The organism is Leptotrichia hofstadii, assembly GCF_007990525.1.
In the GTDB taxonomy this organism is placed as follows: domain Bacteria; phylum Fusobacteriota; class Fusobacteriia; order Fusobacteriales; family Leptotrichiaceae; genus Leptotrichia; species Leptotrichia hofstadii.
Genome location: NZ_AP019823.1, coordinates 1,384,984 through 1,398,537, shown reverse-complemented (window position 1 = coordinate 1,398,537; position 13,554 = coordinate 1,384,984). Strand labels below are relative to the sequence as shown.

Sequence of the window (13,554 nt, the reverse complement as noted above, 5' to 3'; positions counted from 1 at the left end):
TGTTAATAAAGCAATATTCATGAAACTAAAGTATCTATTAAAATACTTAAAATAAAAGAGTGGTATTATCCACTCTTTTTAATCAACAAAAAACAATTTTTATAATGTCCTCTACAGGAAATTATCCATAAAACTCCATTTTCATCAATAGCATAGACAAGCTTGTTAGTTTCGTCAATTCTTCGACTAAATCCTTTTCTATATTTCAAAGCTTCAGGTTTGCCTATTCCATTCAATACTCCATTTCTTTCAATATCTTTTATGAGTTCATTAATCCTTTTTAAAGTTTTTTTTATCTTGAGATTGCCAATATAAATAATCTGCCCAGCCATCATCGGTTCATAATTTATTCATCATCGACCTCTATTAAATCATGAACTTGGCCTTTTCCACTTTTCATCTGAGAAAATCCTCTATCTATTTTTGCAAGATAATTTATTTTTATTTAAAAATTTTCTTTAAAGTTTTCAAACATTTTTTGAACTTCATTATCATTATAAATATCTTCATAAGCATTAACAATAATTTCAAGTTCTTTTAAAAAAATTTCTTTAGAAATTATCTCAACATTCATTTCATCTCTATTATCTCTATATCGTTCAAAATTTAATTCCTTACCTTTTAAACTTTTATTTTCAATATCAAAATTTTTCTCTTTGTATAAAAAGCCAACATTTCCAAAACTTTCATATTCCAAATCTTTTGAATAATATTCTATTTTAATATCATTTTTTATTTCTATTCTATATATTTCAGAATATTTTTCTTTTTCTTCAATTTGAAAATAATCAATTCCATTTATTCTAAAAACTCTCTTTTGGTTAAGCATAAATTCTTTTAATCTATCTTTTCCAAGAAGACAAGAAAAAAATTTCTTTTTTATATTAATATCCCAATAATTTATATATTTTATATAACAATTAATAAACTCCAAATTATATTTATTTTCTTTCTCGTTATATTTTAATAAGAAATTTCTTAATTTATCTCTTTTAAATAAATTTTCTAAATCAACATTTATTCTAAAATTTTTAAATTTTTCCATATATTCTATATAATTATGCAATTCTTGTTCAACAAAATTTATTAAATTAGCATAATCAGCGATATTTTCAAAATAGTAAATTAAAAAATAAGAAAAAAGTTCTTCATAACCATAATAAACTCTAATTTCACTATCAGAATTACACTCAGAAATATATAATGCTGTTTCATCGGTTTCATTCCAGCCATTATTAATATACATACCCTGATCTTCAACTATTGTAGTTTTTGTTGAATTATCTTCGTATATATTTGAAACTACATATGGAAAATTTCCTATTTCATTTACTAAATTATTAAAAAAATCATATTTATTCATTCCTAATTCTTCATAAAAATTATCTTTTATTTTTTTGATTCTCATTTTTATCTTTTCCCTCTTTTCTACTTTCTTAAATATTTAAATAGTTTTTATATAATTTATTATAGTATTTTTTATATAAAACATCAATAAAAAAATAAAAACAAAAAATTGACAATTATGGTAAAATATAATAAAATATTTAAAAGAGTTTTTAAAATTCAGGACTATAGTGATTTTACAGCTATCGTGAAAGAATAATTATTTTATAGTGGTTGTTTCAGAAATGGAACAGCCTTTATTTTAAGAAAGGATATTTTTAAAATCGAAAATTTATGAAGAATACAATTATAATATCAATAAAAATTTCTATTATCTTATTTGTTTTTTTATTTTGCTTTGTGCAATATTTTATAATAAAAGAATATACAACTGATAGAAAAGCCGTAAATGAGAATAAAAAAGTAGATTATGCAATAATACTGGGAGCAAGAGTAAAAGGAGAAAAGCCGACTAAATCACTTATGGAAAGGATAAAGGCTGCAATTGAGTATTTAAAGAAAAATCCAGAAGTTAAGGTTATTGCAACTGGTGGACAAGGGAAAAATGAAAATGTGGCAGAAGGATTGGCGATAAAAAGGGAACTTTTGAAGAATGGAATTAGTGAGGATAGAATTATTTTGGAGGACAAATCTAAGAATACTGTTGAAAATTTTAGGTTTAGTCTCGAGAAGATAGAAAATATTGAAAATAGTAAAAATATTTTAAACAATAATAAAAAAAATCAAAAAATAAAAGTATTGATTGTAACGAATGATTATCATATTTTCCGTTCTAAAAATATTGCTAGAAAAGTTGGATTTGATAATGAAAATTATGAAATTTATGGACTTCCGGCGAAAACGCCACTTATTTCCATACCAAAATCATATTTTAGGGAATTTTTGTCAAATGTAAATTATTTTATTTTTCAATCTGGGAATCAATTAAAAGTTAAATAAATTTATAATTTAAGTGATACAAATATAATTTTTATTTTCAATTTTAAAGTGTACTAGAATCTGTTAAAAATTATATAAACTCTGGGTTTGAATAAAATAGTCATGGTCTTGAAGTTCAGTTTTAAAGTGGTTTTGCTATAATTTTACGAAAATTTGGAATAAAATATAAAAAATAACTGAATTTTGGTAAAATATTTTTCACAAAGACTATGAAAAAATGCAAAATTATTATATAATATACATATTGCTGAGTAACTAGGTTCGGATAGAATAGTTACTCATTTTAAAAATATAACAAAGAAGATAATAAACGAGTAAACGGAGGAAACAATATAAATGTTGGATCAAAAAAATAAAAGAAATTTTTCGATAATAGCACATATTGATCATGGAAAATCCACTATTGCGGACAGGCTTTTGGAGCAGACAGGGACTGTAACACAAAGGGAAATGGTGGATCAGTTGCTGGACAGTATGGATTTAGAAAGGGAAAAAGGGATAACGATTAAGGCACAAGCAGTTACGTTGAAGTATAAGGCTCGAAACGGGGAGACTTATGAGTTAAATTTAATTGATACGCCGGGACACGTCGATTTTATTTACGAAGTATCAAGATCGCTTGCAGCTTGTGACGGAGCCTTGCTTGTAGTTGACGCTGCACAGGGAGATGAAACTCGTACAATGATAAGTTATGATTTGCCACTTGCAGAAATAGTAATTGATTTTTACGATAAATTGAAATCACGTACAAAAGGGTATGCTTCATTTGAATATGAAATGATTGGATACAAGGAATCAGACTTGGTAAAAGTGGATATTTTGGTAAGCGGAAATCCAGTAGATGCCTTTTCATTCATTGCTCATAAAGATAATGCCTATTACAGAGGGCGTGCAATCGTTGAAAAATTAAAAGATGTAATTCCAAGACAGCAGTTTGAAATACCATTACAGGCCGCATTGGGTACAAAAATAATTGCAAGAGAAACAATTAAGGCACTTAGAAAGAACGTACTTGCAAAATGTTATGGTGGAGATATTACACGTAAGAAAAAATTATTAGAAAAACAAAAAGAAGGTAAAAAACGTATGAAGGCAATCGGAAATGTAGAAATACCGCAAGAAGCGTTTTTATCAGTATTAAAACTAAATGATTAATTTTTTATATCTTGTGTAAAAATATAAGGAAAAGAGAAAAAAGTGAACAAAGAAAAAAAACTAAATAAGAATATAATATTTTTTGATGTGGAAACAAATGGATTTCAGGGAAGTTCAGTTTTGTCAATGTCTGCAATAAAAGTGAATTATAATTCTGAAAATACTGGAGAAGAAAGAAATAAATGGAAAAAAGTATCTGAATTTAACAGGTTTTATTTCAGAAATGAAGGCGAAGAGTTAAATGAAGGGGCAGTTAGTGTAAATGGCTTGACAGACGATGTCATTTTAAGTGAAAGAAAAAATATTATTCAAAATACAGGGATTGAATATCCTTTAACTTTTAAGGAAGATATGGATAATTTCTTCTTATTCTGTCAAGACACAAGCCATTTTGTCGCCCATAACATAAAATTTGACAGAAGCTTCGTAGATTTTCCTCTGCAAAATCAATTTGATACAATGCTAACAAATATAGACATCGTTAAAGTAAACGGTTCTTCGTACGGAAATTACAAATGGCCAAAACTTATGGAATGTGCCAATTATTATAATATCCCGTTTGAAGAAAGCCAGTTGCACGGCAGTTATTACGATGTTCTTATAATGTTTAGAATTTTCTTCAAGATGATGAAGCATAAGACCGGAAATAAGCGAATTTTAGAATTTTTAGAAAAAGAATAATTTTTGAAAAAATATTTATGTAAAGTCAAAAAATATAATTAAAGTAAAATAAATGGAGTGAAAATGAGTATTTTAGTCAAAAAATCTGAGCCAAATAATTTAATAAATACAGAAGAAAAAAATAATAATTTTTTAGAAATAACTGAATACAAGGAAAATTTGGAATTTGAAATTTTGGAAACTTTTTCAGAAAAAATTTCTGATTTTATTGGGAAAAATGATTATCAAAAAGTTATTGAATTTACCGAAAAACAGTTGTATTTATTAAATCAGGCATTTACAGATAAATCAGAAAAAATAAAAACTCAAAATACTGATTTTCACTTTGAGTTACCATTAAAACGAAAAAATAACGATATAATCGGAAATATAAATGAATTAATTATAAACGAAAAAGTAAAGTTTCGTAATTTTTTTATTTATTTAAAACAGGAATTATTAAACTGTAAAAAATTCTATTTTATAGTAAGTTTTATAAAATACTCAGGTATACAGCTTTTAATAAGTACTTTAGATGAACTTGAAAAACAAGGCATTCAAGGGGAAATTATAACATCTGTCTATCTAAATATCACAGACTCAAAGGCGTTGCGAAAACTTTTGTCGTATAAAAATATAAAAGTAAAGATTTACAATAATTCAAGCGAGAGTTTTCATACAAAAGCATATTTATTTGAAAAGGAAAAATATCATAGTGTTATAATCGGATCATCTAATATTAGCCAAAGTGCTTTATATTCGGCTGAAGAATGGAATGTGAAACTGACAGACAGCAGTTTTTTTAATATTTATGAAAAATCATTAAACCAATTTGAAAAATTGTGGCACAGTAATGAAGCAATAGAATTGACAGAAGATTTTATTGATGAATATGAAAAATATAAAAAATCTATAAATACACAAAATACATTTGATTATAGAAAAACAAAAATAACACAAAAAGATGAATTTGTTCCAAATAGCATGCAAAAAAGAGTTTTGGAAAAGTTGGATGAAACAAGAGAAAATGGCAATAAAAAAGGACTCGTGATTTCTGCAACTGGTACAGGGAAAACTTACCTTGCCGCAATGGATATAAAACAATTTTTTGAAATTGATTCTAATAATGAAAATAAACTATTTGAAATAAATAATGAAAAACCTAAAATTTCAAATATAAAATTTTTATTTATAGCTCATCGTGAAGAATTGTTAGAAAATGCAATGAATGTTTTTTCAAGAATTCTTAAAATTGATAAAAATGAATTTGGAAGAATTTACGGTGGCTTAAAAGAAATTAATAAAAGTATGGTTTTTGCTTCGATTCAATCATTAAGAAATTGTTACAATGAATTTAAACATAATTTCTTTGATTATATCATAGTTGACGAATTTCATCATTCAATGTCAGACAGTTATTTAAAGACGCTATCATATTTTCAGAGTAAATTTTTGCTAGGTTTGACAGCAACTCCGAAACGTATGGATGGCAAAGATATTCTGTCACTTTGTGACTATAATGTTGTTGATGAAATTGGAATAAAAGAGGCTTTGGAAGAGGATTTGATTGTGCCTTTTCATTATTTTGGTGTAAATGATTACATGATTAATTATGATAACATTCCTTACAAAAATGGGAAATATAATGAAAAAGTATTATTAGAAAATTTATTACTGAACACACGTACCGATTATATTGTTGAAAAAATCAATAAGTTTGGTTTTGATGGCGATAAATTAAGTGCTGTCGCATTTTGCCAAAATATAGAGCATGCTTTTTTCATGAAAGAAGAATTTAGAAACAAAGGCTATAAATCCGCTGTAATCACAGCAAATACAAGTTCAAACGAAAGATCAGAAATTTTAGACAAATTTAAAAATAAAAAAATTGAAATTTTATGTGTAGTAGATATTTTAAATGAAGGAATTGACATTCCAACAATTAATTTACTGCTATTTTTACGTCCTACAATGTCCTCAACGATTTTTATACAGCAAATTGGAAGAGGATTAAGAAAGGCTGAAAATAAAGATTTTGTTACAATTATTGATTTTATTGGAAATCATAAGAAAGATTATTTGCTAATAAATTATTTTTCAAACGAAGTTGACAACAAGGATACTTTATTTACTAAAAAAGAAAAAATAATAAACGAAATAAAAAATCAATTTTCAAATATTCCAAAATCATGCTATGTAGAACTAGATAGAGTTTGTCAAAATCGTATTATTGAAAAAATCGAAAAAATCAACTTCAGTTCTAAAAATATTTTAAAAGACTTGTATTTAGATTATAAAGAAGAAATTGGCAAATCTGAAAATGAAATTTTAAAAGTAAGTGATTTTGATACAAATATCGAATTGTTTCAAGAATTATCCTTAAAATTAGGCTCATTTTATAATGCACAGCTGCAATTTGAAAATCCTGAAATTCTAAAAATGAATAAAATATCTTTAAATTCAGAAGAAATTGAATTTTTGGCATATTTAGAAAAAAAATTGACGCTTGTAGAGCCATTTACGTATTTAATTATAAATTATTTGATAAATAATGAGTTTATAACTTCAGAAATTACTATTAATGAGTATAGAAATTATTTTAATATAAAAAATAATTTTGAAAAAGAATATGTTATAAACCGCATTTTTAGAGAATTAGTTGAAGATAAAATTTTAGAACAAAACTCCAAAAATAATGATTTATTCAAAATTTCTGAAACTTGCAAAAAAATATTTCAAAATATAAATAAAATTGATAATAACAATGAAATAAACTTAAAACTTATAAATTTAGATAATTCTCAAAATTCAAATTATAATTTCAAGATTCGTCTAAAAGAATTACTATATTTAGGATTGTCAGAATTTAAGAAAAATAATAATTTATCGATATTCAATGAGAATATTCTGATTCCGTATAAAAAATATAAAAGAATAGAACTCCAAATTTTGCTTGATTCCAAAGTGCCAAAAGGCAGCTGGAGAGCAGGTTATGCAAATACAGACAAGGATATTTGCCTTTTTGCAACAATTGACAAAACTCATATTTTACAAGAAAACTTAAAATACGATAATTCTTTATTTGCTGACAACCTAATTCAATGGATAAGCCAACCTAAAACAGCCCATAACTCAAGTGTTGGGAAAATGTTTACAAACCATAGTGAATTAGGGTATAATGTCCACATATTTATAAGGAAATATGCATTCATGAATAATAATAAAACAAACCCATTTATTTATCTAGGAAAAGCCAATTATTATAAAAGCTATGGAGATAAACCAATGAGAATTTTATGGAAGTTAGATGAGAAAATACCACAAGAGTTAATTTATGAATTGTATAATTTAAGTTAAAAAGAAGATAGTATTATGATGGTATTAAATGAAATGATAAAGTATTTTATCGGACGTATTATTTATATTTATTATCAATAATTATATTTTTTAATAAAATACCTTAGTCCGATAAGGTATGTTATGTATATTTTTTGATAAAATTAATGTACTATTATAGTATATGCTATGTGTTTTTGAGGTGTTGTCATTTCTTTCTTTTGTAAGCTTATAAAAAACACTTCTGCTCCTTCTCATTTATATTTAATATTCTTTGATTATGTTAGCTGATTACCGATAACACTTCCTGTTGTAGAAACGTTGTAGAAACTAGGGCTTTTTTGAAAAAATTTTCAATATCCTTACAAAAACTTTTTCTTTCGTTCCATCCTTAATTTATCATAAAATCTGTAATACTCATATAATTTTTTTCGTATCATTTCAAACTCAGTTTTATTTAACTCGTTTAAATCTAAATCTTCAATTTCAAAAAGATATAATTGATTTAAAAGTTCCATACAAAATAATGCTCTATATTTGGCCAAATCTTGGGAATAATTTTCTAAAATTTTTATTACCAGTTCTATAATCCAAATATTTTTGCTTTGGTATGAAAATGTTTTGCTATTTCCAATAAAATTAATGATTTTGTTTTTGATAATGTCTGTATCTTCTTCTTCCGATTCGTTGTCTATATTATAAATTATTTGTTTTAGTATGTTTTCAAGTTCTGCAATTTCTTCTTTTTCATATTCGTTTTTATGTCTTGAAATTTCAAAATTTATAAATTCTTGTATTTTTTTATTATTTACTTCTTCTAGATATTCATAAGAAAATTTGTACAGTTTCTTTTTTAATCTTTGTTCTTCTAAAAGGGCTTTTTCGTATAATTCGTCGGAAATATTTTCAATATAGTTAAATTTACCTGCATAAACTTTATCAGGAAAAGTTACTCCGAAATAATAAAAATCACTTAAAATTGCTTCACAACATATTTTTCTTCTAGATCTCTTATTTTCGTCTGTATATTCATAAATTGTTGCAAGCAAATCTATAAACCAGATATTTTCATAGTAATATGTTCCAGTGCAGTCATGTCCCACCAAATCATATTCGAAAGGACCTGGTTTTATGTTTTCGTTTAAAATGTCTTCTAACTCATTTTTTATTTTCAGAATTTGTTTAAGATTTCTATGTGCTAAAACTTCATTTTCAACAATTTTTGCTATTTCTTCATCTTCAGGATAAATAAAATTTATTTTTAATTGCTCATCATCAATTACATTTTGAGATGTTTTCTGTTTTTTAGAATTCTTAAATATTTCTAGTAATTTCATTGTTACACTCGCTTTCTTTTTAGCGTTAGCTTTAAATTAATTATACCATAATAAATAAAAAAATCAAAATATAACTGATTATTTTAACGACAGACAGATGAAACTCACTGTTTTTATTTTAAAAATATGGTATAATTATATTAAAATTATAGAGGTAAGGAGAACTTTAAAGTGCCGGTTTATTACAATGTGGATAGAAAGACTTGGTATGCGATGTTTTATGCTAAAGACTATAAAGGTCTGAATAAAAAGTATAAAAAGACTGGGTTTAAGAAGAAAAAAGAGGCTCAGGAATACGAATACGAATTTAAGAAAAAGATTGCCAAATCTATGAATATGTCATTTCAATCATTATATGAACTTTATTTTGAAGATTATAGAAAAAGACATAAGCCTACTGCGGTTAATACTGTAGAAACGTTTTTTCGTTTGCATATTTTACCGTTTTTTGGTGAAATTGAAGTGAATAAGATTACTTCTTTTATGATTCGGGAATGGCAAAATGAAATGCTGGAAAAGGAACACGGAAATGGGCAACTGTTTAGTGAAAATTCTAAGTCTAATATTTATGCGGCATTAAAGAGTATGTTTAACTGGGCTACGAAATATCAAAACCTAAATGAAAATCCTTGTAAAAATATGGGGACTTTTGGAAGTAAGAAAAATCGTTCGGAAATGAAAATTTGGTCGGTGAACGATTTTGAAAAGTTTATTGAAGTTTTAGAACTGAAAAATAAAGAGAAAAATGGGAAATATTCCGATTCTATTATTGTGTTTAAGATTTTGTTTTGGACTGGGCTTAGGATTGGTGAACTTTTGGCTCTTTCTGAAAACGATATTAATTTGGAAGAAAAATTTATTGACATAAATAAAACCTTTTCGCATATAAATAAAAAGGATTATATCACTACTCCGAAAACTTTGGGTTCGATAAGAAAAGTTTTATTGCCAGAAACTCTTATTTCGGATTTGCAATTATATTTTTCTGAAACTTCAAAAATAAATCAAAATAAAAAAAATATAAATAGTGCTAGAATTTTTAATTTAAAAAGTTCGCAACTTAGATACATTCTAGAGAAATACAGTTTACAAGCAAATTTACCAAAAATACGCCTTCACGACTTCAGGCATTCTCACGCTTCATATTTGCTGTTTATTCAAGCCGACATCACTGCTATCAGCAAACGGCTGGGACACGATAATTTGCAAACTACGATAAATACATATTCTCATTTGTATAAGGATGCAAATGCCCAGTTAATGGAAAAATTAAATAAATAATTTTTTCAAATTATAAAAAATAAAAACCAGGAGGAATTATTATGAAAAGAATAATCAAGTTGCTACTTTTAGTTTCGTTAGGAATGAGTGTTTTTGGATGTGAACTTTTTCATATAAAGAAGCAGACAAAGCTTATCGAGAAGCTTTCGAAAGATGTAAAGCAAAAAGTGGATACAAATATTGTAGAGATGCAAGTGTTCAAACTATTTTTACTTACTAAATAAAAAAACAGAAAAAATTTATTATTTAAATAGGATTTTAGTGTTATAAAAATAGAACTTTTATAGAACTTTATGAAATTATAAAATGTTATGTATTATAGATTTTATAAGATATTATATCAAAAAATTGATTTATGTTTTACATAAATATAAAATATGAAAAATCAAAATAAACGATTTTAACCAATAAAAAATCATCAACAATAAAAAGTATGGCTAAGTTGAATTTACGCTCTTATACGCTTTCTATTGCGATGATTTTTTTTTACATTGTATTCAATTTATAGACCCAGTATTTTCAAGTAATTCTAAGATAGTTTTCATTTTTTAAACAGAGCCTAGTATAAAATAATCCGTCGGAGCATTTTTCTGTGCTGGCAAAACTGTTTGAGCATAGCGAGTTTTTTGTCAGTGCAGAAAAATGTCGTAGACTAGCCATAGGTTGTAGGATTTGCGGCAATGAGCAATCCTACGAAAAATAAAAAAGGGAAAAAGTTGAATAATTATGAATTAGTTATTGAACAATCCCATTACAAAACTTTATGCCTATTTTAAAAAAGGATTAGTATTAATAATTTTTCTATAAATTGATATTTTTATTTTTTATATCTGTAATGTATATTTTTTTCTTTCAAAAAGTTTGTATCTTTTGCCATGAAGGCCGTTAATACAAATCTTAAATTTTTTACATTTTTATGTTGGGAAATGACTACAAAATAATTCAATTTTCCAATTTTTTTTTGATAAAAATGTTCTTTTCGGGATTTTGACTGTTTTGTAACAAAATCTGGATTTTCTAGTACTTCTTTTATTATTTCCAGCGAGATTTCAGGATGTTTTGGAAAAATATGCTCCTCAAACTGATTTTTACTCATTACTACTTTTTGATGCAATTTAGCTTTAAATTCGTAAACTTCTATTCGTTTGCCTGTTTTTGTATATCTGATTTTTTCCTGTATCATATTTACCCTCTGTTTAAAACTCTTCTCAGCATTTTTTCAATCAAGTCTTTTCTAAAAATTGAAATTAAAATAAACCAGATTAACAGATGAATTGCAGCGAATACCGTTAAATTAATAGCAATGCTGAATCTCCCCAATATATTCAATTTTATCATTTTTGAAATATAAAATGAAATTCCTGAGGTAGCAAACGTGATTATGAGTATTATAAAATATTTGAAAGTCCTTAATCTTACATATCGTTTTGCAAGTGAAGTATACAAAATCAGGAAATTTACCATTGCGGCAAATGATGTTGCGAATGTCAGCCCAACATGCCGATATTGTTTGTATAACAACCAGTCCAAAAGAATATTAATCCCGATTCCTGTAAATGAAGAAATTACTGGCAAAGTTCTATCCTTGAATACATAATGGCTTCTTGTAAGAAGATGTATTGTTGAGAAAAATAATAGTCCGATTGCGTAAAATTGCAATGTTTCAGAAGTTATAACTACACTTTTTTCGCTAAAATGCCCTCTTTTGTAAATTAATGTCACAATTTCCTGTGCATATCCAAATAATACAACTGAAGAAGGAACGATTAGAAATGCTAACATGTACAAACCTTGATGAACTACTCTTCTTACTGTTTTCATATTATTTTTTACTACAGCCTTTGATAATGTAGGAAATATCACTACTGCCAACGAAATAGCAAAAACTCCGATTGGCAATAAATATAGCCGGCTTGCATAATTTAAGGCGCTGGCTGTTCCTGCAGGCAACATTGTGGCAAAACGGTTGTCTATAATTTCGTTTATTTGATAGCCAAAAATTCCGATTAATGTTGGAATCATTAATTTAAACATTTCTATAACGTATTCATCATTTAAGTTAAATGTAAATTTGTATGTTTTCATTATTTGAAAAAATTGCGGAAGCATCATGGCAAGCTGGAAAACTCCTGACAGTAAATAAGCAATCCCTAATCCATAAATTCCCATCTTATTTTTCAAAAGAAGTGTTCCGATTATAATTGTTAAATTAAAAACAATTCCCATTGATGCCGCTATTGCAAACTTTTTATAGTTATTTAATAACGATGATACTACTCCAGAAAGTGCAATAAATAAGAAATAAAAAGCAACTATTTTTAAAAGCATATTAGCTGTTTCAAATCGTTCAGGATCTGCAAAACCTGTTGTTATTTTTAAAATTTGTCTTGAAAACAAAATCATTAATATTGACATTGTTGATGTAAATGCAACTATTAAATTCAATACTGAAAAGACAAATTCATCCGTCCTCTCTTTTCCTTGTTCTTCGATTCCACGATTATAAATTGGGATAAAAACTGTACCCAGAGATCCTTCCCCAAATAATGTTGTAAAGAAGTTTGGGATTTTTGTGGCACTAAAATATGCGTCTGTCATTCCTGTTGCACCAAATACACTTCCAATAATCATTTCACGGACAAGTCCTAAAATACGGCTTAGCATATTTATAATCATTACTATAAAACTAGATTTAAACATTAATTTAATTAATTTCCTTTCTTAATTTTTTATAGATTTAATAAAAAAATTGTTCTCTTCAACAATTATATCAATTTCTCCATTTTTAAACATATCTAAAATACAGAGAAATAAAGTTACTATTCTAGATTTAGAAAATTTATTTTTTAAAAGATGATTAAATTCTACCTCTTCATTAGTTTGGATAGTTTGAGAAACTTCAGTATAAGCATCTTCAGCTGAATAATCATCTTCCTCCAAATTTACAATCATTTTTTCTTCAAATTTATTTCTATCATTTAATTTAGAAGTAATTAAATTTTTTAGACTTTTAAATAGATTATCCAAACTCAGACTGGAAATATCGTATTCTATTATTTCGTCTCCCATACTTTCCGTCCCTGTTCTTGTATATGGAATATTATATTCATTTTCGTGTTTTGAAAATAATTCTGAAATTTCCTTAAATAGCTGGTATTCTATTATTTTTTTCTCTAAATTTTCAATTTTTTCAAGTTTTTTACCTCTATTTAACACTGAATAGGCTTTAATCTCGATGAGATCTGTTGCCATTACTAAAAATTCGATTTTTATTTTTAAGTTTAGCTCTTTTTGTGCGTGAATGTAACTCAAATAATCATCTATTATTTGTGAAATATTTATTGCGTTTACATCCATTTTCTTTTTTTCGATTAAATGAATAAGTAAATCAAGCGGGCCTTCAAAATTTTCAATTTTTACTTGTATTGTATTTTCCATA

Annotated in this window: 11 protein-coding genes and 1 pseudogene; 6 read left to right on the top strand and 6 right to left on the bottom strand. The window is 26.1% G+C overall.

Annotated elements, in window-relative coordinates; all coding sequences use genetic code 11:
- Positions 1-65: 65 nt before the first annotated feature.
- Positions 66-339 (bottom strand): annotated as a pseudogene (locus FVE77_RS06605) (Txe/YoeB family addiction module toxin); the annotation flags it as partial.
- Between the two features lie 106 nt (positions 340-445).
- Positions 446-1,408 carry a hypothetical protein gene (locus tag FVE77_RS06595; protein ID WP_026746259.1) on the bottom strand — a complete coding sequence of 321 codons (963 nt, stop codon included), beginning with the start codon at positions 1,406-1,408 and terminating at the stop codon, positions 446-448.
- 272 nt (positions 1,409-1,680) lie between these two features.
- Between FVE77_RS06595 and FVE77_RS06590 the strand changes: the two genes are divergently transcribed.
- The 4 genes from FVE77_RS06590 to FVE77_RS06575 all read left to right on the top strand — a co-directional run bounded on the left by FVE77_RS06590 (position 1,681) and on the right by FVE77_RS06575 (position 7,518).
- The gene (locus FVE77_RS06590) at positions 1,681-2,346 is read left to right on the top strand and encodes a YdcF family protein (protein ID WP_026746260.1); all 666 of its coding nucleotides are present in this window, start codon (positions 1,681-1,683) and stop codon (positions 2,344-2,346) included.
- A 336-nt stretch (positions 2,347-2,682) separates the two neighbouring features.
- Positions 2,683-3,501 carry a GTP-binding protein gene (locus FVE77_RS06585; protein ID WP_026746261.1) on the top strand — a complete coding sequence of 273 codons (819 nt, stop codon included), beginning with the start codon at positions 2,683-2,685 and terminating at the stop codon, positions 3,499-3,501.
- 42 nt (positions 3,502-3,543) lie between these two features.
- Positions 3,544-4,182 carry a 3'-5' exonuclease gene (locus tag FVE77_RS06580; protein ID WP_021768583.1) on the top strand — a complete coding sequence of 213 codons (639 nt, stop codon included), beginning with the start codon at positions 3,544-3,546 and terminating at the stop codon, positions 4,180-4,182.
- A 63-nt stretch (positions 4,183-4,245) separates the two neighbouring features.
- The gene (locus FVE77_RS06575; RefSeq protein WP_026746262.1) at positions 4,246-7,518 is read left to right on the top strand and encodes a DUF3427 domain-containing protein; all 3,273 of its coding nucleotides are present in this window, start codon (positions 4,246-4,248) and stop codon (positions 7,516-7,518) included.
- A 341-nt stretch (positions 7,519-7,859) separates the two neighbouring features.
- Here FVE77_RS06575 and FVE77_RS06570 read toward each other — a convergent pair whose 3' ends face one another.
- A complete protein-coding gene (locus tag FVE77_RS06570; protein WP_026746263.1) occupies positions 7,860-8,834 on the bottom strand; it encodes a hypothetical protein in 975 nt (324 codons plus the stop codon).
- 171 nt (positions 8,835-9,005) lie between these two features.
- Between FVE77_RS06570 and FVE77_RS06565 the strand changes: the two genes are divergently transcribed.
- Positions 9,006-10,115, top strand: a complete 1,110-nt coding sequence (locus tag FVE77_RS06565) for a tyrosine-type recombinase/integrase (RefSeq protein WP_026746264.1) — start codon at positions 9,006-9,008, stop codon at positions 10,113-10,115.
- Positions 10,116-10,156: 41 nt separating this feature from the next.
- The gene (locus tag FVE77_RS06560) at positions 10,157-10,339 is read left to right on the top strand and encodes a hypothetical protein (RefSeq protein WP_026746265.1); all 183 of its coding nucleotides are present in this window, start codon (positions 10,157-10,159) and stop codon (positions 10,337-10,339) included.
- Between the two features lie 593 nt (positions 10,340-10,932).
- Here FVE77_RS06560 and FVE77_RS06555 read toward each other — a convergent pair.
- The 3 genes from FVE77_RS06555 to FVE77_RS06545 are packed head-to-tail and all read right to left on the bottom strand — an operon-like array spanning position 10,933 to position 13,553.
- Complete coding sequence (locus FVE77_RS06555; protein ID WP_006804183.1) at positions 10,933-11,298, bottom strand: PBECR3 domain-containing polyvalent protein; 366 nt, start codon at positions 11,296-11,298, stop codon at positions 10,933-10,935.
- 2 nt (positions 11,299-11,300) lie between these two features.
- Positions 11,301-12,815 carry a murein biosynthesis integral membrane protein MurJ gene (gene murJ / locus FVE77_RS06550; RefSeq protein WP_026746266.1) on the bottom strand — a complete coding sequence of 505 codons (1,515 nt, stop codon included), beginning with the start codon at positions 12,813-12,815 and terminating at the stop codon, positions 11,301-11,303.
- A gap of 21 nt (positions 12,816-12,836) precedes the next feature.
- On the bottom strand, positions 12,837-13,553 hold the full coding sequence (locus tag FVE77_RS06545; RefSeq protein WP_026746267.1) for a segregation and condensation protein A: 717 nt from the start codon (positions 13,551-13,553) through the stop codon (positions 12,837-12,839).
- Position 13,554: the final 1 nt, after the last annotated feature.